This is a genomic window from Asticcacaulis sp. P2_B1, assembly GCF_056404915.1.
This window is the reverse complement of record NZ_JBFUDD010000004.1, coordinates 267,792-289,259: the sequence shown is the minus strand read 5'-3', so window position 1 is coordinate 289,259 and position 21,468 is coordinate 267,792. Positions and strand designations below refer to the sequence as shown.

General features: G+C 61.3%; 20 protein-coding genes. 7 read left to right on the top strand and 13 right to left on the bottom strand.

Translation table 11 applies throughout. The features are described from left to right. Positions 1-33: 33 nt before the first annotated feature. The gene (locus AC1DX3_RS13190) at positions 34-1,020 is read left to right on the top strand and encodes an NAD(P)H-quinone oxidoreductase (protein WP_476989761.1); all 987 of its coding nucleotides are present in this window, start codon (positions 34-36) and stop codon (positions 1,018-1,020) included. Positions 1,021-1,029: 9 nt separating this feature from the next. On the opposite strand, the gene AC1DX3_RS13185 is transcribed toward AC1DX3_RS13190, so the two are convergent. Further along, a complete protein-coding gene (locus AC1DX3_RS13185) occupies positions 1,030-1,545 on the bottom strand; it encodes a hypothetical protein (RefSeq protein ID WP_476989760.1) in 516 nt (171 codons plus the stop codon). Positions 1,546-1,816: 271 nt separating this feature from the next. Between AC1DX3_RS13185 and AC1DX3_RS13180 the strand changes: the two genes are divergently transcribed. Further along, a complete protein-coding gene (locus AC1DX3_RS13180) occupies positions 1,817-2,530 on the top strand; it encodes a DUF1013 domain-containing protein (RefSeq protein WP_476989759.1) in 714 nt (237 codons plus the stop codon). Between the two features lie 381 nt (positions 2,531-2,911). Here the strand turns inward: AC1DX3_RS13180 and AC1DX3_RS13175 are convergent, their stop codons facing one another. The 8 genes from AC1DX3_RS13175 to AC1DX3_RS13140 form a co-directional block, all read right to left on the bottom strand. Next, positions 2,912-3,127 carry a flagellar basal body rod C-terminal domain-containing protein gene (locus tag AC1DX3_RS13175; protein ID WP_476989758.1) on the bottom strand — a complete coding sequence of 72 codons (216 nt, stop codon included), beginning with the start codon at positions 3,125-3,127 and terminating at the stop codon, positions 2,912-2,914. Between the two features lie 80 nt (positions 3,128-3,207). Further along, entirely contained in the window at positions 3,208-4,635 is a 1,428-nt protein-coding gene (locus AC1DX3_RS13170) for a DUF1501 domain-containing protein (protein ID WP_476989757.1), read from the bottom strand. Positions 4,636-4,641: 6 nt separating this feature from the next. After that, a complete protein-coding gene (locus AC1DX3_RS13165) occupies positions 4,642-6,435 on the bottom strand; it encodes a DUF1800 domain-containing protein (RefSeq protein WP_476989756.1) in 1,794 nt (597 codons plus the stop codon). 65 nt (positions 6,436-6,500) lie between these two features. Further along, entirely contained in the window at positions 6,501-8,885 is a 2,385-nt protein-coding gene (gene pheT / locus AC1DX3_RS13160; RefSeq protein WP_476989755.1) for a phenylalanine--tRNA ligase subunit beta, read from the bottom strand. A 53-nt stretch (positions 8,886-8,938) separates the two neighbouring features. Further along, positions 8,939-10,012 carry a phenylalanine--tRNA ligase subunit alpha gene (gene pheS / locus AC1DX3_RS13155; protein WP_476989754.1) on the bottom strand — a complete coding sequence of 358 codons (1,074 nt, stop codon included), beginning with the start codon at positions 10,010-10,012 and terminating at the stop codon, positions 8,939-8,941. Positions 10,013-10,135: 123 nt separating this feature from the next. Then, positions 10,136-10,495, bottom strand: coding sequence for a 50S ribosomal protein L20 (gene rplT, locus AC1DX3_RS13150; protein ID WP_476989753.1), 360 nt, complete (start codon positions 10,493-10,495; stop codon positions 10,136-10,138). 13 nt (positions 10,496-10,508) lie between these two features. Further along, complete coding sequence (gene rpmI / locus AC1DX3_RS13145; RefSeq protein ID WP_476989752.1) at positions 10,509-10,706, bottom strand: 50S ribosomal protein L35; 198 nt, start codon at positions 10,704-10,706, stop codon at positions 10,509-10,511. Between the two features lie 124 nt (positions 10,707-10,830). Further along, a complete protein-coding gene (locus tag AC1DX3_RS13140; protein WP_476989751.1) occupies positions 10,831-12,093 on the bottom strand; it encodes a hypothetical protein in 1,263 nt (420 codons plus the stop codon). Between the two features lie 86 nt (positions 12,094-12,179). Between AC1DX3_RS13140 and AC1DX3_RS13135 the strand changes: the two genes are divergently transcribed. Beyond that, positions 12,180-12,653: a GFA family protein gene (locus AC1DX3_RS13135; protein WP_476989750.1), complete on the top strand. Its 474-nt coding sequence runs from the start codon at positions 12,180-12,182 to the stop codon at positions 12,651-12,653. Here the strand turns inward: AC1DX3_RS13135 and AC1DX3_RS13130 are convergent. From AC1DX3_RS13130 to AC1DX3_RS13120, 3 genes are all read right to left on the bottom strand, one after another. Then, entirely contained in the window at positions 12,640-13,296 is a 657-nt protein-coding gene (locus AC1DX3_RS13130) for a DUF3885 domain-containing protein (RefSeq protein WP_476989749.1), read from the bottom strand. The genes AC1DX3_RS13135 and AC1DX3_RS13130 overlap by 14 nt on opposite strands. Beyond that, positions 13,289-14,656, bottom strand: coding sequence for an MFS transporter (locus AC1DX3_RS13125; RefSeq protein WP_476989748.1), 1,368 nt, complete (start codon positions 14,654-14,656; stop codon positions 13,289-13,291). The genes AC1DX3_RS13130 and AC1DX3_RS13125 overlap by 8 nt, the downstream gene beginning before the upstream one ends. 93 nt (positions 14,657-14,749) lie before the next feature. Next, positions 14,750-15,283: a YbhB/YbcL family Raf kinase inhibitor-like protein gene (locus AC1DX3_RS13120; RefSeq protein WP_476989747.1), complete on the bottom strand. Its 534-nt coding sequence runs from the start codon at positions 15,281-15,283 to the stop codon at positions 14,750-14,752. A 131-nt stretch (positions 15,284-15,414) separates the two neighbouring features. On the opposite strand from AC1DX3_RS13120, the gene AC1DX3_RS13115 reads away from it, so the two are divergent. From AC1DX3_RS13115 to AC1DX3_RS13100, 4 genes are all read left to right on the top strand, one after another. Further along, on the top strand, positions 15,415-15,822 hold the full coding sequence (locus AC1DX3_RS13115; RefSeq protein WP_476989746.1) for a VOC family protein: 408 nt from the start codon (positions 15,415-15,417) through the stop codon (positions 15,820-15,822). Between the two features lie 48 nt (positions 15,823-15,870). Then, the gene (locus AC1DX3_RS13110) at positions 15,871-18,726 is read left to right on the top strand and encodes a M16 family metallopeptidase (protein WP_476989745.1); all 2,856 of its coding nucleotides are present in this window, start codon (positions 15,871-15,873) and stop codon (positions 18,724-18,726) included. 19 nt (positions 18,727-18,745) lie between these two features. Then, positions 18,746-20,071 (top strand): Y-family DNA polymerase, encoded by a 1,326-nt coding sequence (locus tag AC1DX3_RS13105; RefSeq protein ID WP_476989744.1) that lies wholly within the window; start codon positions 18,746-18,748, stop codon positions 20,069-20,071. Positions 20,072-20,164: 93 nt separating this feature from the next. Next, entirely contained in the window at positions 20,165-21,064 is a 900-nt protein-coding gene (locus AC1DX3_RS13100) for a DMT family transporter (RefSeq protein ID WP_476989743.1), read from the top strand. Here the strand turns inward: AC1DX3_RS13100 and AC1DX3_RS13095 are convergent. After that, positions 21,039-21,404: a cupin domain-containing protein gene (locus tag AC1DX3_RS13095; protein ID WP_476989742.1), complete on the bottom strand. Its 366-nt coding sequence runs from the start codon at positions 21,402-21,404 to the stop codon at positions 21,039-21,041. The genes AC1DX3_RS13100 and AC1DX3_RS13095 overlap by 26 nt on opposite strands. Positions 21,405-21,468 lie beyond the last annotated feature (64 nt).

Below are 21,468 nucleotides of genomic sequence, written 5' to 3'. Positions count from 1 at the left end.
AATCAAGGAAAACGAATCACCATGGGCGATGTGATGAGAAGCATTTTGATCCGCGGCGATGGTCAGCGGGCGGACGATCTTTACGTCGGCGACAGCCCGCGCCCCGAAACGGGACGCGGCCATGTGCTGATACGAACCAGCTTTGCCGGCGTCAATCGCCCCGATATCCTGCAACGTAAGGGCGCCTATCCGCCGCCGCCGGGTGCTGCGCCGGGCCTCGGACTTGAGATCTCGGGCACGATCGTCGAGATCAATTTGCCGCCCGATTTCGGTGACGATGTCGGCTGGAAGATCGGTGATGAAGCCTGCGCCCTGGTCAATGGCGGCGGCTATGCCGAATTCGTCTCGGTCGATATCCGCCATCTGCTGCCGGTGCCCAGGAGCTTGAGCCTGCTGGAGGCCGCCAGCCTGCCGGAGACGGTTTTGACCGTCTATGCCAACCTGATGGAGCACGGCGCCTTGCAGGGCGGCGAGACCGTTTTGGTCCACGGCGGCAATTCCGGAATAGGGTCCATGACCATCCAGATGGGCAAGGCCTTCGGCGCCAAGGTGGTGGCAACGGCGCGCGGACCGGCCAAATGCGCCTTTGCACGCGATCTCGGCGCCGATCTCGTCATCGATACCGGAAACGATGACTATGTCGAGGCGGTCAAGGCCTTCGGCGGCGCCGATGTCGTGTTGGATATTGTCGGCGGCGATTTCTTCAACAAGAACCTGGCCTGTCTTAACCCGCGCGGACGTATGGTCCAGGTCGGTTTCAGCAAGCCGTCGACGGTCGAGCTTGACCTGCGCCGCATCATGCAAAAATTCGCTGTCCTGACGGGATCCATGTTGCGGCCCCGTTCACCCGACGAAAAAGCGCGACTAACCGCCGCCGTGCACAGCCGTGTGTGGCCGCTGATCGAGGCCGGCAAGATCAAGCCGGTGATTGATCGCGTTTTCGACTTTACCGATGCGGGCGCGGCGCATGTCTATATGGACAGCGGCGCCCATACAGGCAAGGTCGTGTTGAGGCTGTGAAGGGCGGGCTTAACGTCTGGCCTTGCCGCGCTTGCCCGTCGTCTTCTTGTCGGGGCGGGGACGGGCGCCAGGAGCAGGCTTGATCTGGGCCGTTTGAGCGACGCGCGGATCGGCGGCAGGCGCCGGTTGCGAAGCGGCGGCCAGGTTGGCGGTCAGGCCGTCATGGTCGGGCCAGGTGGCGAGGGCACCCTGGGCGACCTTGATCGCCTCATCATTGCGGCCGAGGCGGGTCAGGATCTTGACGACCCAGCTGAAATCGTTGGGTTGAACTTCGTCGCCTTGCGTCATGGCCTCGGCAACTTCGAGAGCTTCCTCGAACCGGCGGCGGCCGAACAGGGCCCAGCGTTGATAATAGAGGGCGAGACGTTGATCCTTGCCCGATGTCTCAAACAGGCGCGAAGCGCGCAGAAGATCGGCGAAGTTGGCGTTTTCTCCCAGAGCCTTGGCCAGGCTGCTGAATTGCGACCGCGACGTCGGGTCGCTTTTGAACGTCTTGTACGCCAACTGAAGGTCTGCATTCATCATAGTATCGCTTCCTGTAACATTTGACCGCATTCATGACGTCGGTCTGTTATGGTCTTACAACGGAGGGCATCATATGGATTATCGCGGCCTTGTCGTCTTTTTTTTCAACTTCAAGGGATAAAATTGCCGTCATCAAAATATCACGCCAGGGTGTTCCCTTCACGGCAAAATCGCTCTATAGACTTGGGCCAACACCCGCGCCCGGCCGAAAAGGCCGGGCGTAGCCATTTCTGGACCACCGTAACGGTCGTTCACTACAAGGATAAAGTCCATGTCTGACATCCTGATGCCCAAGGCCACCGCCGTGTGGCTGGTCGACAATACCTCGCTCGGCTTCGACCAGATCGCCGACTTCTGCGGCCTGCACCTGCTCGAAGTCAAGGGTATCGCCGACGGCGAAGTGGCGCGCGATATTCGCGGCGCCGACCCGATCGCCAATGGCCAACTGACGCGCGAAGAGCTCGACAAGGCTGAGAAGACCCCGTCTTACCGCATGAAGGCCCAGGTTAGCCGTCACGCCGAATTGCTGAAGCCGGCCAAGAAGGCGCCGCGCTATACGCCGGTGTCGCGCCGCCAGGATCGCCCCGACGCCATCCTGTGGTTCGTCAAGCATCACCCGGAAATCACCGACGCGCAGATCTCCAAGCTGCTCGGCACCACCAAGTCGACGATCGAACAGGTCCGTTCGCGCGGTCACTGGAACTCGGCCAATATCAAGCCGGTCGATCCGGTGACCTTGGGCCTCATCGGTCAGATCGAACTCGACGCCGCCGTCAAGAAGGCCGCGGAAGTCAAGCGCAAGCAGGCCGAGAAGCTGGGCATCCCGCTTGACGATCCGAGCCTGAAGCCCGCCGTCACGGTGCAGCCGGCCTTCGAGGAAGAAGACGACAGCCCCTATGCCAAGAAGAACGACCTGTCGGTCGAGGACGTCTTCGGCAAGGGCGGTGGCAAGTTGTCGGAACCCGAGGAAGACGAAGACTATTAAGTCCCCCGTCTAAGTTCCCCGTCTAAGTCCGACTTCGCCGCCGGTCTCCGAAATGGCTGGCGGCGAGATTCGGAGTAGATTTGGTATTATTTCAGTAAAATCGACACTCCGAATAAGGGGGCCGAATGAGGACGGTGTCGCCAGCGGATGGTTTGACTCATATTTCATCGACCGCAGGGTACGTCGCGGCTGCCCATTTGGCAGGTATCATAACACCTTATGCGGGCGATCGTTTTCCCATTCGGAGCGCTGATTTCTGCTGTTAGGGCCAAATCTACTCCGTATCTCTTCGGCAGCCTTTGGGGGGCCGATGCGAGCGCACATAAAAAGAAAGCCCGTCGGACCGTTCCGGCGGGCTTTTCAGTTTGGGGAGGACTGCACTCACGCTTTAATATCTAACAGCCGGCCCAGCATCTCGTCGGCCGTCTTGACGACATTGATGCTGGCTTGAAAGGCGTTGCGGGAATCGATCTGTTCGACCAGGTCGCTGACGATATCGTTGCCTTGCGACATGTCGCGCACGGTCGCCGTGGCGGCCTTGTCGAAACGCGCACCGGCCGAAATAACGCCCGAAATAGCCGTAGTGATTGCCGACATGTACGCTGGCCCTTTAAACTCTTGGGGTCATTATGAACGATAATGTTTAAGGTCGCGCGTAGGGAAAGGGTTAACCGGCGTTAGGACATGAAGCCGATATTCGAGGTGGCGAAATTGCCGATCCGCGGCAATACGGTCGCCAGTTCCGAATTCGATACGCCGAACCACCGCGCCAGGGTTGCCGCCAATTGATCCACCGATGTCGAGGGTAGCAGACGTCCCTGGCCGACCTGGTCATCGGTGTCGATCGAGACGTGCGGCGCCGTGCCGTAATACTGCCCACCCTTGACCGCGCCGCCGATGACGAAGTGGTGCGAGCCCCAGCCGTGATCGGAGCCGTTGCCGTTGGACGAGAAGGTGCGGCCGAAGTCCGACGCCGTGAAAGTCGTCACCTTGTTGGCGACACCCAGTTCCACCGTGGCGGCATAGAAGGCGGTGATCGCTTCGTTGAAGGCGCCCATCAAACCGCCGTGGTTTTCCATCAGGCCGTCATGGTTGTCGAAGCCGCCCATCGAGACGAAGAAGACCTGGCGTTTGGCGCCGAGCGCCGAGCGCGCGCCGATCAGCCTGGCGACGATCTTGAGCTGGTCGGCCAAACCGTTTGGCCGGCCGTTCGGATCGAAATTGGTGGTCAGGGAAACCGGCGCCAGAGCGGTATTGACGATGCCTTCCAGGTCCATGGAGCGCTGGGTCACCTTGGTGAATTCGTTTTCCATGCGGTGGGTGCGCGATTGGGTAATCAGGGTCTTCAGCGTGTCCGACACGGCCGTGGAGCCGAAGCTGGAGCCCTTGGCCGCCCAGATCGGGATCGCGCCATCTGGGCTAAGCTGATACTGGAGCGCGGTATTGCCGGAAACGAAAACCGCATTGCCGGACGCCGAGATGCAGGTCAGCATACTGGTGGCGTTACTGCTCAGCGCCAGATCGCCGAGACGCCCGCCCCAGCCGACAGTCGCGCCTTCCGAGCCGAGCGCTTGCCATACCGACTGCTGGTCGTTGTGCGAAAACAGCTTGGGCGGCAAGGGGAAGTTCTTGTCGCCGCTGTTGTATTGCGCCAGCGTCAGGGGCACGACCAAGGGCCCGACATTAAGCTGGATGGCGGCGTGGCCGGCATTGAACAGGGCGGCGACGCCCGGCATTTCCGGCGCCAGGGCATATTGCACGTCATTGGTCAGGGTCTGCGGCGTCAGGGTATGCAGGGCGGTGCCGGCCAGTTCGTCGTGACCCAGCGCAATACCGCCGCGCGTCCGCCCCGCGCCGCCACCACGGATGGCGCTATAGAGATCGTAATTGGGCAGGTCGTAGGGGATAACGGTGTTGGCATAGTCGTTGCCGCCGTAGAAGAAGATGCAAACCAGGGCCTTGTAATCGCTGGCGTCCATGGCGGCGGCTTCACCGACACTGGCCAGGTTCAGCGCCATAGGTGCTGCGGCGCCCATGGCGCCCAGGGCCAGGCTGCGTTTCAGAAAGGCGCGGCGGTGCAGATCGGGTATGCGATTGATGTACATGTTGCGCTACTTCTGAATGAGATATTCGGGACAGGACATGACCATCAGGACGGCATTGCAGATGCGGTCCAGCTTTTCGCTGTCGGACGAGCCGGCGCCGACGGTATGGGTGTCGAGCGCGGTTTTCATGGCGGCTATGGTCGTTGCCGAGATCTGGTTGGCGCTGAAATGCAGGTTGAGCCAATCGAGCAGGCCTTGCGAGTCCGTGACCAGGGCCAGGGCTTCGGCGTGGTTCGGTTTGACGTCGCTGTAACCGGTGCGGATGGTCGAGGTGAGGAAGTTGATATAGCCGGCGGTGGTCGTTTCGTTATGCAGCTGGAATTCCGGCGCCACGTCGGCGGCATCGGCAATCGCCGTATGCGGCGGTACATAGCCCGGACGGAAATAGTTGAAGACCGACGGCGAACGCAGCGGGCTTTGGCCCAGGCCCCAGTCGCTGCCCGACGTATCGTAGATCTGCCAGAGGCCGGTATCGCTGGAGACGTTGAAGAGGCGCGCCCACTGGATCCAGCGGATCATCGGTTCGCGCAGCTTGCCGCTCTTGTCGTCGGTCGGCAGGGTGCGGGCCTCGGTGTCGGTCAGGATCGCCTTCCACACCGCCTTCAAATCGCCGCGGACGCCCGAGCCGTTATTGTTGAAGGCGCCGGCGACGCGGGCGACATAGGCCGGCGACGGGTTCGACGTCACCAGACGCTGGATCATCTGCTTGGCGAAGAAGGGACCGACATTGGGGTGATTGAACAGGGTGTCGAGGGCTGTCTTGAGGGCCGCTGCGCCCGGCGTATTGGCCGGAATGGTGGTGCCCAGGAAGGTGACGGCCAGGTCGGAGTGTTTGCTGGCGTCGAACGACATTGGGTCGCGCGCGAATTCGGTGGTCGGGATGGCATAGGGCAGGAAGGGCGTGTTCTGCCAGGTCACCCGGCTATAGTTCCAATCGTAGCCGGTAAAGACATGGGCCAGGTTGCTGATGTCGTCCTGGGTATAGGTCTCGGTCTTGTTGCCCAGCCCGTCGGTCTTGTCCGTGCCGTCGAGGTTCAGTTCGTACAGGCCGATGGTGAACAATTGCATGACTTCGCGGGCATAGTTCTCGTCGGGCTCGCGGCCGGTCGCCGGATCTTCCTTGATATTGCCGCGCGTATTGAGGAACAGGCCCATCGAAGCGTTGAGCGTGATGTCTTCCAACAGCGTGCGGAAATTACCGAAAGCGTCCTTGTTCAACAGATCCCAATAGGCGCCGATGACATAGGGCGGCCAGAAGCCGTCGATCGGATTGAGCGAGGTCACCATCATTTCGGAGAGGGCCAGGGCGCAGCGTTTGCGCAGCTGGTCGGCCCCTGTCATGGTGACACGCCAGGCCATCCAATCGCCCATGGTGGGGTCAAAATAATTGCCGTTGGCCTTGGGGACATTGTGGCCCTGACCGTCCAGCCAGGCCTGGGCCGTTTGCGACAGGGACACGGAAAACTGCTGATCGAGCCAGGCGGAATAGCCCAACGTGCGGACGCTGGTGACATCGGCATCGGTAAAGGCGAATTGCGCCTGCAGCAGGAAACGGGCGGCCTCGGTCACCGTGTATTGCAGGGCGGGTGGCGGAGGCGGCGGTGGGGGCGGGGAATAACCACCGCCTCCGCCGCCACCTCCGCCGCAGGCACTGAGCGCCACCGATGAGGCTGCGACAACACCAAGCGCTGCAGCAGGCGGCACGCCACCACTGTCACTGTAGGTTTCCTTGGTTGTTATATGATCGATATCATACGCGCGGACGCACGTGTCCGGCCGATCCGCCTCTTCCCTCAACATACGCCTCGCCCCAAATTCTTATTTTGAATTAAGGTATCACGTATTACCGAGAAAGCCAGCCCATCCTAATTGCGTAAGACTGCGCCTAATTTTCCAGCCGCCGCCACGACCTTCTGGCCGATAGCTTCGATCTCCGGTTCAGTCAGGGTCTTGTCGGTCGGGGTAATGGTCACCTCGATCGCCAGCGACTTATGACCGTCGGGGACACCGGCGCCGGTATAGACATCGAACACCTGGGCGTCGCCGATCAGGACCTTGTCGGCACCCTTGACGGCGCGAACCAGGTCGCCGGCCGCCAGACTATCCGCCGCCAGAAAGGCGAAGTCGCGGGTCAGCGGCATCAGGTTCGACGTCACAAGAGCGCCGCGCGACTTGCCGGCTTTGGATTTACCAGCTGGCAGATTGTCGATGCGGATTTCGAAAGCGACATAATCGCCGTCGAGGTCCATGGCCTTCAGTACGCTGGGGTGCAGGGCGCCAAATTCGGCGACGATCTGCTTCGGCCCCAGCTGCAGGCGGGCCGAGCGGCCGGGATGCCAATGGCTGGCGTTCTGGCCTTGCACCAGTTGCAGTGACGCGACCGGCGCGCCCATGTCTTCAAGCAGGCGCATCAGATCGCCCTTGATGGCGAACAGGGCGTCGGTATTGCGGTTCTGCCAATGACGAGACTTGTCGGGTGCCTTCAAGGCCGTGATGACCGGCTTCTGGTCGCCCGGTTCCAGGCCCTGATAGATGGGGCCGATTTCGAACAGTTGCGCGCCGGCGTGGCCACGGGCGGCATTACGGCCGGCGGCTTCCAGAAGGTTGGGCAGGGCGCTGGGGCGCATACAGTTCAGTTCCGAGGCGATCGGATTGGCCAGGACGAGCGCGTCGGCGCCGCCGCCGAACAGTTTCGCCCAGTCCTGGCGCATGAACGACCAGGTGACGGCTTCGCTGTAGCCATAGGCGGCCAGCGCACGGCGGGCGGTGCGGGCCTTGGCCTGTTGGGCGGTGAGAACGCCGCCCGGTCGCGGATTGACGACGGGTAGGGGCGTGGCCGGGATATTGTTGAAGCCATAGATGCGCGCGACTTCCTCGACCAGATCGGCCTTGCCATCGACATCGCGGCGCCAGGACGGCACGGAGACGTCATAGGTCTTGCCCTCACTGACGACGCCGAAACCAAGAGCGCGCAGGATGCGCTTGATGTCGTCATGCGAGACGTCGAGACCGGTCAATTGCGCGACATAGTCCGGATCGAAGGATACGTTCGGCCGGCCTTTCGGCGCCTCGCCGGCCACAACGGCCTCGGATGGCTCGCCGCCGCAGATGTCGAGGATCAGTTGCGTGCCCAGTTCGAGACCGGGCAGGACGAATTCGGGATCGACGCCACGGGCGAAGCGGTATTGCGCATCCGAGGTTATGGTGGTGGTGCGGCCTGTCTGGGCCGTGCGGATCGGGTCGAACCAGGCGCATTCGAGGAAGACGTCGGAGGTGGTGTCGTCGACCTTGGTCGAGTCACCGCCCATGATGCCGCCCAGGCCGATCACGCCGGAGGCATCCATGATGGCGCACATGTCGGGGGTGACGCTATAGGTCTTGCCGTCGAGCATGGCGGCGTCAGAGGTTTCGGCCGGTAGGCCGGCAGTCAGGGTGTCGCCGGTCAGCTTGCCGAGATCATAAACGTGCAGCGGCCGGGCGCGGTCATAGGTCAGGTAGTTGGTGATGTCGACCAGGGCGCTGATCGGCTTCAGGCCGATGGCTTTCAGCTTGTCCTGCAGCCATGCCGGCGAGGGGCCGTTCTTGACGCCGCGGATGACGCGACCGGTGAAATAGGGGCAGGCATCGCCGTCGACCACGACCTTGATGGTGGAGGGAAAGGCGCCCTTGATAGACGGAACGGCCTTTTCCTCGAACGTGCCGAGGCCGGTGGCGGCGAGGTCGCGGGCGATGCCGTGGACGCCCAGCCAGTCGGGGCGGTTCGGGGTGACTTCGAAATCGATGACGGGTTCGACGCCGAAGACGGCGGTGGCCGGCGTGCCGACTTTCAGGTCATCGGACAGGTCGAGAATGCCGTCGTGTTCGTCGCTAAGCTGGAGCTCGGCGGCCGAGCACATCATGCCGTTGGAGACGACGCCGCGGACGGGCTTTTCGACCAGGGTGACGCCGAGGCCGGGAACATAGGCGCCGATCGGAGCATAGATGGTAGTCATGCCGGCGCGGGCATTGGGCGCGCCGCAGACGATTTCCTTGCGACCATCAATGGTGTCGACCTGCAGGACTTGCAGTTTGTCGGCATTGGGGTGCTTGGCGGCAGAGACGACCTTGGCGACGCTGAACGGCAGCAGCGCCTTGGATGTATCGTGGATGTCTTCGACTTCAAGCCCGGCCATAGTCATGGCGGCGGCCACTTCGTCGATGGTCGCCTGCGTTTTCAGGTGATCTTTAAGCCAGCTGAGAGAGAATTTCATGGTTCTTGTCTTTGTTTCGAGGTCAAGGAGGCTGGGCCTCCTTGTCTTATTTCTTACGAGAGTCCGCTTGCGCTGTTCGGCGCGGCAAAGCCACTAAAGCCGTAGTGGGCCAGCCAGCGCGTATCAGCGGCGAACATGTCGCGCAGATCCGGCACGCCATATTTCAGCATGGCGAGGCGATCGACGCCCATGCCCCAGGCGAAGCCTTGGTACTCATCGGGATCGATGCCGCAATTGCGCAGGACGTTGGGATGGACCATGCCGCAGCCGAGGACTTCGAGCCATGAGTCGCCCTGACCGACCTTGAGTTCGCCCTTTTCCCACGAGCAGCGCACATCCAGCTCCGCCGAGGGTTCGGTGAAGGGAAAGTGGTGCGGGCGGAACTGGGTGACGACGCTATCGGTCTCGAAGAAGCGCGAAATGAAGGTTTCGAGCACCCATTTCAGGTGGCCCATATGCGCGCCCTTGTCGATCACCAGGCCTTCGATCTGGTGGAACATGGGGGTGTGGGTTTGATCGGAGTCGCAGCGGAAGACGCGGCCGGGCGCGATCAGGCGAAACGGTGGCTTGCCATTCACCATGGTGCGGATCTGGACCGGCGACGTGTGGGTGCGCAACAGCTTGCGGACGCCGTTTTCGTCGGGATTGAAGAAGAAGGTGTCGTGCATTTCGCGCGCCGGATGCTTTTCCGGGAAGTTGAGCGCGGTGAAGTTATGGAAATCGTCTTCGATATCGGGGCCTTCGGCGACCTCGAAGCCCATGTCGGCAAAGATGGCGACCATTTCGTCCATGACCTGGAGCGTCGGGTGGACGCCGCCTTTGGGGCGCGGCGCGGCCGGCAGGGACAGGTCGACGCGCTCCTTGCTCAGGCGTTCGGCGAGGTGGGCGGCTTCCAGGGTTTCCTTGCGGGCGTCGAGAGTCGCTTGGACGGCATCGCGTACGGCGTTGATGGCGGCGCCGGTGGCTTTGCGTTCCTCGGGCGGCAGCGAGCCCAGGGTTTTGAGCAGGCCCGAAATGCGCCCGGTCTTGCCCAGCGCCGAGACGCGCACGGCGTCGAGTGCGGAGAGGTCGGCGGCGGCGTTGATTTCGCCTTCGATATCGCTTTGGAGTTCGGCGTAAACGGTCATGATGTCGTCTGTCGTTGTAAGTGAAGTCGGTAGGTCTTTAAGCGAAAGGGTGGCCGGGTGAAAGGCCAAAAAAAAGCCCCGCGACCGGTGAAGGTGCGGGGCTTTTTCGGTAGCTTGAAAAGCCTAGGCGGCCAGGGCCGCGCGCACCTTAGCGGCGATGGCGCTAAAGCCCGAGCTGTCGTTCATGGCGATGTCGGACAGAACCTTGCGGTCCATGTCGATACCGGCAAGGTTCAGGCCGTGGATGAATTGCGAGTAGGTGTAGCCTTCCAGACGCGCAGCAGCGTTGATGCGCTGGATCCACAGGGCGCGGAAGTTGCGCTTGTTGACCTTGCGATCGCGGTAGGCGTATTGGCCGGCCTTGTCGACGGCGGCCTTGGCGGTACGGATGGTATTCTTGCGACGGCCGTAGAAACCCTTGGCGAGCTTCAGAACCTTCTTGTGTCTGGCGTGAGAAACTACGCCTCTTTTAACGCGTGCCATGTGTCACTGCTCCTTAGGCGTAAGGCATGTAGGATTTGATCTTGATAATATCCGGCGCGGACATCACTTGGGTGYCGCGGTTTTGACGGATATATTTCGCATTGTGCGAGATCAAACGGTGACGCTTGCCGGCGACGCCAGCCTTGACTTTGCCTGAGGCAGTGATGCGGAAACGCTTTTTAGCGCCCGACTTGGTCTTCAACTTGGGCATTTCATGTACGGTTCGGTTGGAACCGCCCTCTGTAAGAGTTTAAGACCCGCCCAGGCATGCCTTTGGCCCGGCGGGTCGGTAAGAACGGGTGGCTCTACACGAACAGGGCCGGGAAGGCAAGGGCTTAAAGGAATTCTTCCGGGCGCTTGTGAGCCTTCCAGGCACACAGTTCCATCGCTGTGCCGTCATTATGTAGTTCGTAGATATGGCGCGACGGAGCCGTATCGCCATCAGTTGCACCATCCTCGGCCTCGACGCCATCTGCGCCAACACTGGTAAAGCCGTCGACGAAACCATTGTCGGCCTTGTAGAGATAGAACCTGCCCTCGATGTCGATAAAGGTCGTGTCGTCGCGGATCGGATCCTGGTCGGGCGTCGCGCTCCAATGGACCGGCGCGTTGAGCAAGGTGGCAGTGACGACTATGTCCTTGCCGGTCTTGCCGCTGTGCCAGCTATATTGGCCGGGATAGTCGCCATCGGGGTCCTCACCGGCCAATTGTTCGCTATAGGTCACCGTGTCGGCCACGCCGTCGTTGTCGATATCGACGGCAAAGGTCGCGACCTCGCCGGCCTTGTCGTCCATCGGCGCCGTATCGTAGTCCAGGCCGTCGAGCGTCAGACGCGTCTTGCGATAGGGCGGCAGGGCATCGTCGACCTGCGGTGTCTTATTGCTCAGGAAGACGGGCGTCAGGCTTGGGCAGAAGGCCGCGGTATTAATGGCCAAATCCAGGGTCGGCGGTGTACGTTTGACGCTTGTGCCGTCGAACCAGGGATCGATGACGGCGGTCTGCCCCGACAGGTCGGTCAAGCGGCATTGGCTGAGATAATAATAGGTCTCACCGTTTTCGTTTTCCGCCTTCTCTTCGCTCTGGCCGGGTTTGATATCGGCCGCGGCATGGGGGGCGGTCTGCTCGGAATCGATCAGGCGATCGCACATCGTCAGACGCATTTTGTCATCGACCAGGACGCGCCAGATCTCGAGATTATTGGCGGGTGCATCGGGCGTCATGCACGCGTCGTAATCGCCGGCCTGGCGGTTGTCGATAACCTTCACCCCGTCGACCCAGGCCGAAATGCGAATATCGTCGGTGTAGCCGCAATGGAAACCGGAAACCGGCCGCAAGGCGAAGTTCATCCGCACCTTGTGACCGGCGACCGTGCAGGTGAATATCTGGGTGAAGGTGCCCTTTGGTGTCGCCACCTGACCTGACGGCAGTTTGCGGTCTGTCGTCGCACCGGCGGAGGCCGCCTGCCAGTCGGCATCATGGTCGCTGCAGGCCACACCGTAATAGCCCGTATTGGCGTCAGGGTTGGCATCCTGGGCGCACACCGGCTGGGCCATAAGCAGGCCGGCCACGACCGCCAATATCGATAAAAAGCGCATCATACCCCACCCCCGAATTGTACCCGCGTTCACCTTCATCTAAACCCGTCTCCCACGGCCCACAAGTTACGGATATTGAGAGATTGCCCATGGACAGGGTCACATTGCCCGCATTTCCGATTTTGGGCGGCTGCCAGTGCGGCGCCGTCCGCTACAGCCTGAAGGCCGCGCCGCTGGTCTTTTATCTCTGCCACTGCACCGATTGCCAGAAACAGTCATCATCGGCCTTTGGCGAATCCGTTCGTGTCAAGTCCGGCGATGTCGAGGTCACGGGGGAGCTTGCTCTCTACACCACCACAGCCGACAGCGGCCGCGACAAATATTGCGAGTTCTGCCCCAACTGCGGAACGCGGCTGTTTCACGGCCGCAAGCCTGGCGCCGAGGCGTTCAACATCAAGGGTGGCAGTTTCGACGATGCGCGTTGGCTCAGACCGGCGGGCCATATCTGGACGCGTTCGAAACAGGCCTTTGTCTGTATTGCGGACGATGAACTAAGTTACCCTGAGCAGCCGGACTACGACGCCCTGACGGGCCGTTGGCGGGACATGATCAGCGCTGTTTAGCGGTGACGGCCTGGATGGCGTCGGCGCAGGACGGCGTCACCTGAAATTTAACGCCGGCCATCTGGGCCGTGTTGAATTGCAGGAAGCCGTTGCCGTTCGTCGGCATCCAGCCATAGAATTTCGACACCAGGGCGATCAGTTGCTGAGGCGTCGGCTGCGACACATCGGCACCGGAATCGTAGGCATAGAACACCGCCCCCGTCGCCTTGTTCATCAGGATAATGTCCCACAGATCCTGGCGGTAGATATGCAGCAGCAGGCGGTTGAAGCCGCCGCTGCGCCAGGTCAAGTCACCCGACCACACCGTATAGGCCAGAGCATCGCTGGTGCTGAAAAACTGCCAGCCGGGCTGCAGCTTGAACCGGCGCTTCAACCGCTCCATGCGGGCACGATGCGGTTTGTTCTCGTTGGCTGACTGCAAGGCCATGATATAGCACGGCGCGTCCTCGCCCAGTGTCGCTGTGGCGACGGTATTGAAACGCGTCAGCAGGTCGCGCAATTGGTCCGATGTTTGGGCCGTCGTATGGCCACCCGGCAGCAGGTGGAAACGAGTCAGGTTCCAGCCGTCGCTGTCCTTCAGCAAATGACCGATCGGGAAGGTATTGGGGTGGAAGCGATGCCACGCCTGCTGGAACTCATCCATGTGTCTTTTTGACCTTACCGATCTGCAGCGCCAGCAGACCCGCCGGCACGGTCATGGCGGCGCCCATCCATAACGGCGCATCCGGCCCCAACTGGCTAAAGAAAAAACCGGCGAACAACGGGCCGGTGATGCGGGCAATGGCGCCCGTCGCCATGTTGAGCCCCAGCATGGCGCCCTGCTTGTCGGGGGGCGATGCCAGCGAAATAACGGCGCAGATCGATGAGAAGATAACCGCCTGACCCAGCGTCCCCAGCATGACGATCGGCGTGATCAGCCAGCCGATATGGTTGATGCCTTGAAGGGCGAAACTGGCGCCGAAAACAAACAGACCGCCGGCCAGGACGCGGCTTTCGCCGTAGCGCCGGACGAGGGGGCGCATCAGCACCATCTGCATCAGGGCAGCGGTGACGCCGATGAAGAGGAAGATGGCGCCGATCTCCTTGGGGCCCCAGCCGAAGCGCTGGTTCGACCACAGGCTGAAGGTCGATTCCAGGCCGGCGAAGGCGGCCATATAACAAAGTGTCGCCAGGATGACGCGGACAATGACCGGGTTTTTCATCGCTTCCTGGGCGGTCTTCAACATGTTCTGCTGTGGCGCGGCCTGGACCACGCGCTGGCGGCTTTCGCGGACATAGAGCATGACGCCGAAACAGGCGATGGCCGACAGAACCGCGGCGCCCAGCATGGGCAGGCGGAACTTGTTGCCGTCGAAATTTTCGTGGCTCAACATGCCGCCGATAAACGGTCCGATGACGAAACCGAGCGAAAAGGCGGCCCCGATCAGGCTCATGCGGTGGGAACGCTGTTCGGGCTTCGACATGTCGGAGACATAGCCCTGAATGGTCGAAATATTGCCGGAACTGATGCCGCTGAAGAAACGGATGGCGATGGCCATCCAGATATTGGGCGCATAGGCGAGGGCGACGTAAAAGAGAACGCTCAACGCAGTAGAGATGATCAGGATGGGTTTGCGGCCGATACGGTCGGATAACCGGCCGAAAAACGGCTCGGCGAAGAACTGGCCCAGGGAATAGGCGGTGAACATCAGGGTCACCTGCCATGGATCGGCGTTCAGGTCCTCGGCAAAGAAGGTGATCAGCGGAACAATAATGCCGAACCCGACGAGATTGACGAAGACGACGGCGAACATGGCGGCCAGCGGGCCGTTTTCAGCGATAAAGTTGCGGATGGTACGCAGCAGCCTGCCGCGGAAAAAGGTGCGTTCGTTCTTTTCGTCGTTGTGAGGTTCGGGCGTGACTTCGCTGTCATGAAATCCCGGCGCCGGCTCCGCCAGGGCCGCCGGATATTTGGGCGCGACAAGGTCATCCGCCGGCGCGGTTACAGGAGTGAACTCTGACATAATCGGTTTTATAGACGATTTGCTTTTGATTGCGATAGTTTCTTTATCGCAACTGCGTGATGGCCGTCCCGGTCCGAAAAGCCGGCTTCCAGCCTACCGTTTCGCCTTGGCCGTCACCTGGGACTCGGCGATGGCGTTGGCCTTGATTTTCGCTACGACATCGGCGGGCGCCATGGCCGGGTTCACATGCAGCGACGTCACCTTCAAGGCGTAGACCGTCATAACATAGTGGTGATCCTCGCCCGGCGGCGGACACGGTCCGCCATAGCCCGCGACGCCGTAATCGTTTTTCGTCTGCATCATCCCCAGCGGCAATGCACTGCCGGCGCCCGGCGCCAGGGACCGCTCTGAACCGGGGATATCGACGACCAGCCAGTGATACCAGCCCTTGGGTTTGGCGTCGGGATCGAAGATGGTAACGGCAAAGCTCTGCACATTGCTGGGCGCTCCTTCCCAGGTGATATAGGGGGAGACATTGTCGCCGGTGCAGCCATAGCCCTTGAACATCTGGGCGTGGGTAAACCGCCCTTCCTGAATGTCGCCGCCAGTGACGGTAAACGGCGTGGCCGGCGTGCAGGCGGTCAGGATGCCGAGCACGGCAATGGCCGATATCACGGGCAGTTTCATGGCGGTCTCCTCAGATGAACGATCCGACTGTGCCATAGTTTGAGTCAAGATACAGTAGGGAAGCTTTCCATATTGCCATAGCCAATATCAGGTCCTAAGCTTGGGCCGGGGCGCCACAAGGAGGTAGTTCCATGCAGTTTCATCGCGGACGTCTGTTCGATCACGTCCACCTGCGCGTTGCCGATTTGGCCGCCAGCGAGCGCTTCTACCGCGCCGTCCTAGGTGCCGTAAATCCCGAGATTGCCTTTCTCAATCTTCCCAATGCCTTCACGGCCGACGAACTTTATGTCAGCCCGGCCGATGGGGTTGTCAGCCATGTCCATATCGCTTTTCAGGCGGCCGACGAAGAGACGGTCAAGCGCTTTTACGAGGCCGGCCTGGCGGCGGGCGGACGCGACAATGGCCCGCCGGGTCTCCGCGACTATCACCCAGGCTATTACGGCGCCTACCTGTTCGATCCCGACGGTCACAATGTCGAAGCCGTCTATCACGGCCCGCACGAACGCTCGGCGCCGTCGGTCGTGCTGACGGCCCCTTGATTTAGTGGGCAGGACAGGTACAGACTGGTGGTTTAGGGGGAATATCGCATGTCGGTCGCACGTCTGATAAGTCTGGGTCTTGCCGTGCTGGGCCTTCTGGCTTTTGTCGCGCCAGTCCATGCCGCGCCGCCGCTGCGCGCCTTGGGTCAAGGCATTGCCTGGGCGCAGGATGCGAGCGACCTCAAGCCCGATCCGGCGGCGCGTTATGGCCGTCTGCCCAACGGCATGACCTATATCCTCTACAAGAATACGGCGACGGCCCGCGGCGGGGCGTTGCGCCTGCGCATTGGCGCCGGATCGATGCAGGAAGGCGACAACCAGCGCGGACTGGCCCACTTCGTCGAGCACATGGCCTTCAACGGGTCGACCAATATCAAGGAAGGCGAACTGACCAAGATCCTGGCGCGCGAGGGTTTCGCCTTCGGTCAGGACGTCAACGCCTTCACCGACTATGAAACCACCGACTATGTCCTCAACCTGCCGGGCAATGACAGCAACCAGTTTGAGACCGCCATGTTCATCCTGCGCGAGATCGCAGGCAATCTGACCTTCGCACCCGATGCCATCGAGCGCGAGCGCGGTGTGGTGCTCAGCGAAGAACGCCTGCGTGCTTCGCCCCAAGCCCGCGCCCAGCAGGCCTTTATCGATGCCGCTTTCAAGGGCCAGCTCTATACGCAGCGCAACCCGATCGGCCTGGTCGACACCATCAGGACGGCGCCGCGTCAGGCGATCGTCGACTATTATGACGATTTCTACCGGCCGGAAAACGCCACCTTGATCGTGGTCGGCGATTTCGATCTCAACGCCATGGAAAAGCGTATCCGCGTCAAGTTCGGCGACTGGGCGCCGGCGCGTTCGGTGCCGCCCAAAACGGTCGATTACGGCGCCTACCAGCCGAAGGGTTTGAACACCACTCTCTATACCGAAAAGAACCTCTACGAGTCGGTGAGCGCGACCTGGTTCCGCCCGATGATCGATTTGCCCGACACGACCCAGAGCCGGACGCGCGGCATGATCAAATATATGGCGACCCAGATCCTCAATGCGCGTTATCAGCAATTGGCGCAAAGTCCCGACGCTCCTTATCTCAGCGCCAGTGTCACCTATGACAATCAAACCCTCAGCGGTAATACCACCTGGCTGACCATCGTTCCCAGGCCCGGCCAGCAGAAGGCCGCCTTCATCGCGGCATTGAAAACCCTGCATCAATTTGTCGGCCAGGGCGTGACCGCCGCCGAGGTCGCCGCCTTCGTCAACCAGACCGACGCCCAGATGAGCAATCTGGTCAAGACGCAGAAGACCCAGTTCAGCGACAGCGTCGCCAGTGATCTGGAAGACGCCATCAATGACGACGGCGTCTATATTTCCGCGCAACAATATGCTGATCTGTGGACCAAGATCCGTCCCGCCCTGACGGTCGATGCCACCAATGTCCTGGCCAAATGGTTGTTCGACGGCGACGGGCCGCTATTGGCGCGCCAGGGTGAGGACCCGGCGGTTTTCGACGCCGACGCCATGAAGGCGGCCTATACCGAGGTCCAGGGCGAGACCGATGCTGTCTGGACACAAGACACGGCCGTCGCCTGGCCGTATACAAATTTCGGTCCGCCGGTGAAGGCGGCTAGGAAACAAGTCGTCAATCTGCTCGATTATGACCGCTTCGTCTATCCCAACGGTGTCGTCGTCAATATCAAGTCATCGCCCCTGATCAAGAACGAGGTCATTGTCAGTGTCCGTTTCGCGGGCGGCAACAAGCTGTTTTCGCCGGCGGATTCGCCGTTGCTGCAGAAGACCAATATCTTCGATGTCGTCGACGGCGGGCTGACCAAGATTTCGCCGGACGCCATGACAAAGGCCCTGGCCGACAAGACGGTCAGCGTCACCTATAGTTTGGACGAGGACAGCGCCATGCTGTCCGGGACGACGACCACCGACAGCTACAATACCGAAATGCAGCTGTTGATGGCCTATGTCACCGATCCCGGCTACCGCGCCGACACCTTCGCCAGCAAGATCGCGTCGCTCGACTATGTCTACAGCACCATGACGACCGACCCGGGCAATGTTCTCAATATCGGGCTCAGCGGCTATCTCACCGGCAATGATCCGCGGGCGCGCTTCCCGACCAAGGCGGAAATGGCAGCGACCACGCTCGACGATATGAAGGCCATGTTGCGCAAGACCATGACCGATGTTCCGATAGAGATCACCATCTCCGGCGATATCAACGAGGCCTCCGCCCTGCGTCAGGTCGAGCGCACCTTCGCGACCTTGCCGCCGGTCCCCGACCATTACACGCCGGCGCCCGGTGCCGATCATATCGCCCTGCCGACCGACCGCACGCCCCAGGTCTATTATCACGATGGCCGCGACGACCAGGAAGTGGCTTTCGCCGCCTTCCCGGCGACCGACGCCCTGGCCGACATTCCCTCGACCCGGGCGATGGACCTGCTGGCGGCGGTGTTCGACGGCAGGCTGAACGACGAACTGCGCGAACACGAAGGCGCGACCTACGATTCCCAAGCCGCGACCAACCTGTCCGAAACCTTCAAGGGCTACGGCTATATCTGGGCTCAGGCGACGATAAAACCCGACATGGACCAGGCCTTTTACGACGCCGTCACCAAGATCGCCACCGACCTGCAGGCCCAGCCTGTCACCAATGATGAACTGGACCGGGCGCGTTCACCCCTGGTCAACGGCATCGGCGATAAATACAAGACCAATGACGATTGGCAGGCCGTCATTGCCGGCCTCTACGGCAACGACAAGCTGTGGAAATACCGCGTCGATCTGTGGCGGCAATATATGGCGGTGTCCCCCGCCGATGTGCAGAAAATGGCCCAGCTCTATCTCAAGCCCGATCTGATGCTGCGCGCCAAGTCGGTGCCCAGGCCTAAATAGGTTCGAGACAAGTTCTGTCTTGACTTCTCTCGAATGTTCTCGTTATGTTCCGGTCATGGCGGATGGCACGATCAGGACAGGCGAAGAGGACCCGTGGGCGGACGGCGGCGATTTGCGCTGGCTGTATCTTGATATGAACTCCTATTTCGCCAGTTGCGAACAGCAGGATGATTACCGCCTGCGCCGCCGGCCCTTGATCGTCGTGCCGGTGATGTCGGACTATACCTCGGCCATCGCCGCCAGCCAGGAAGCCAAGGTCCTGGGCATCAAGACCGGCACCGGCGTGCGCGATGCCAAGGCCATATGTCCCGATATCGCGATCGTCGAAGCGCGGCCGGACCGCTATGTCGAACTGCACGACAAGATATTGGAGCAGGTCGACCGCGTGATGCCGGTCGAAAAAGTCTGCTCGATCGATGAGGTCGCCTGTCGGCTCACCGGCCCGCAACGCCTCGAGGCGCCGGCGCGCGCCCTGGGGCACCGTATCCAGAGGCGCATTCTCGAACATGTCGGCGAGTGCCTGACGGCTTCCATCGGCCTGGCGCCGTCGCGGCTGCTGGCCAAGACGGCGGCCGATATGCGCAAACCGCTTGGCCTGACCGTGCTGCGCCGCGATCAGTTGCCGGGGCAATTGCTGGGTTTGAAGATCGACGATTTTGCCGGTATCGGCGGCGGTATGAAGCTGCGGCTGAACCAGGCTGGCGTCTTCGATGTGGCGCAATTGTGGGCCCTGTCGCCGTCGCGACTGCGCCAGATCTGGGGTGGGGTGATGGGGGAAAACTTCTGCTACGCCCTGCACGGTACCGACCCGCAAGAGGCGGAGACGGTGCGGTCGTCGATCAGCCATTCGCACGTGCTGCCGGCGGAATTGCGCGGTCTCGACGCGGCGCGCGGTGTCGCCCGGCGACTGACGGCCAAATGCGGATCACGGTTGCGGCGCATGGGCTATAAATGCACGGGACTGAACCTGTCGCTGCGCGGCATGAAGGGCAAGGCTCAGGCCGAGACGCGCTTTACGGCGACCTCGGACAGTTTTCGATTGCTGCAAGCCATGGACGACCTGTGGGCTGCATGCGCCATCAAGCTGACCGAGGGCCGAGTGCGCAAGATCGGGGTCACCTGCCTGCAAATGGTCTCGGCCGATGCGCCGCCCGACCTGTTCGGCTGGACGCCCGAGGCCCATGAGGACAGCCGCCATATGAAACTGCTGACGGCACTCGACGGCCTCAATCAGCGTTTCGGCAAGGACGCTATCACGATCGGGCCGCGGACCAAGCTGCACGATTTCGTCGGCGCCAAGATCGCTTTTAATCGCATTCCCGAGGAACAGGAGTTCTGGGAGTAGGGTTTCTGCCAGCGGACATAAACAAGGCGCCAAAATGGTTTCAATCGCAAGATTCGGCGTGACAGTCGGGCAGGCCCTCCCTATCTCAGGCGCATGACCTTATCCGCCTTCCTGAAATTGATCGCTCTCGGCGCCATCTGGGGTGGCTCCTTCCTGTTCATGCGTATCTGCGCTCCCGTCATGGGCCCGGTCATGTTGATCACGATCCGTGTGGCCCTGGCCGCCTTGTTCCTGCTCGGTGTCGCGGTCGTGCAAAAACGCCGGCTCGACGTCAAAGGCCAGTGGAAACACTTTCTTATCCTCGGCCTGCTCAATTCGGCCATTCCGTTCGTCCTGTTCGCCTATGCCGCCCACAGCCTATCGGCGTCGTTGTTGTCGATCCTCAATGCGACGTCGCCGATTTGGGGCGCCCTGATCGCAGCCATCTGGACGCGGCACTTCCCCTCGGTCAAGGCGCTGAGCGGGCTGGTGCTCGGCATTGCCGGAGTCTCGGTCCTTGTCGGCTTCGACACAGCCAGCTTCAGTGCGGGGGCCTGGCTTGCCCTGGCAGCCGGGCTGTTCGCCGCCTTCCTCTACGCCGTCGCCGCGGCCTATTCGAAAACCGCCAAGGGTAGCGACGCCTTTTCCAACGCCCACGGCAGCATGTGGGGCGCCACCGTCGCGCTGCTGCCGATCGCACCTTTCTTTCCGGCCGAGCACATGCCGGGGCTGGGCGTTATTGCCGCCATTGTCGCCCTGGGCGTGGTGTGCAGCGGCATTGCCTACATGCTCTATTTCCAGCTGGTCGATCAGGTCGGCGCGCCGTCGGCCCTGACCGTGACCTTCCTGGTGCCGGTCTTCGGTACACTGTGGGGCTGGCTGTTCCTGCATGAACATGTCGGCTGGGATACCGCCCTCGGCGGCGTTCTGGTGATCACCGGCACGGCCCTGATCACAGGCTTTTCACCAGCGGCGCTGTTGAGGAAACCTAAGCCTCACAAGCTGCCGGTATGATGACGACAAAAGTCTTCAGAACAGGTTCGACGACCTGCCATTGACCGACATAGCCAGGCCGGAAGATAAAATGGTCGCCGGGTTTCAGGTGCACCGGTTGGCCGCCATCCTCGGTGACAATGGCATGGCCTTCGACCAAAGCGCAATATTCCCATTCGTCGTAGCTGACCCGCCAAGTCCCCGGCGTTGACGCCCAATAGCCGGCAAAGCGCGTATCGTCTTCCGACGCGTCCAGGGTCCACAAGGTAAAGCGCGGATCGCCGTCGATGACCTTGTCCGACGCCGGCGTCGTATGTTCGGGCTCGGGCAAATTGGCGCGATCGAATTGAATGAAGTGCATGACGGATATCCTGAAGACTGTGCCGTCAAATTGCACCAAGTCGGCGACACAACCAACAAAAAAC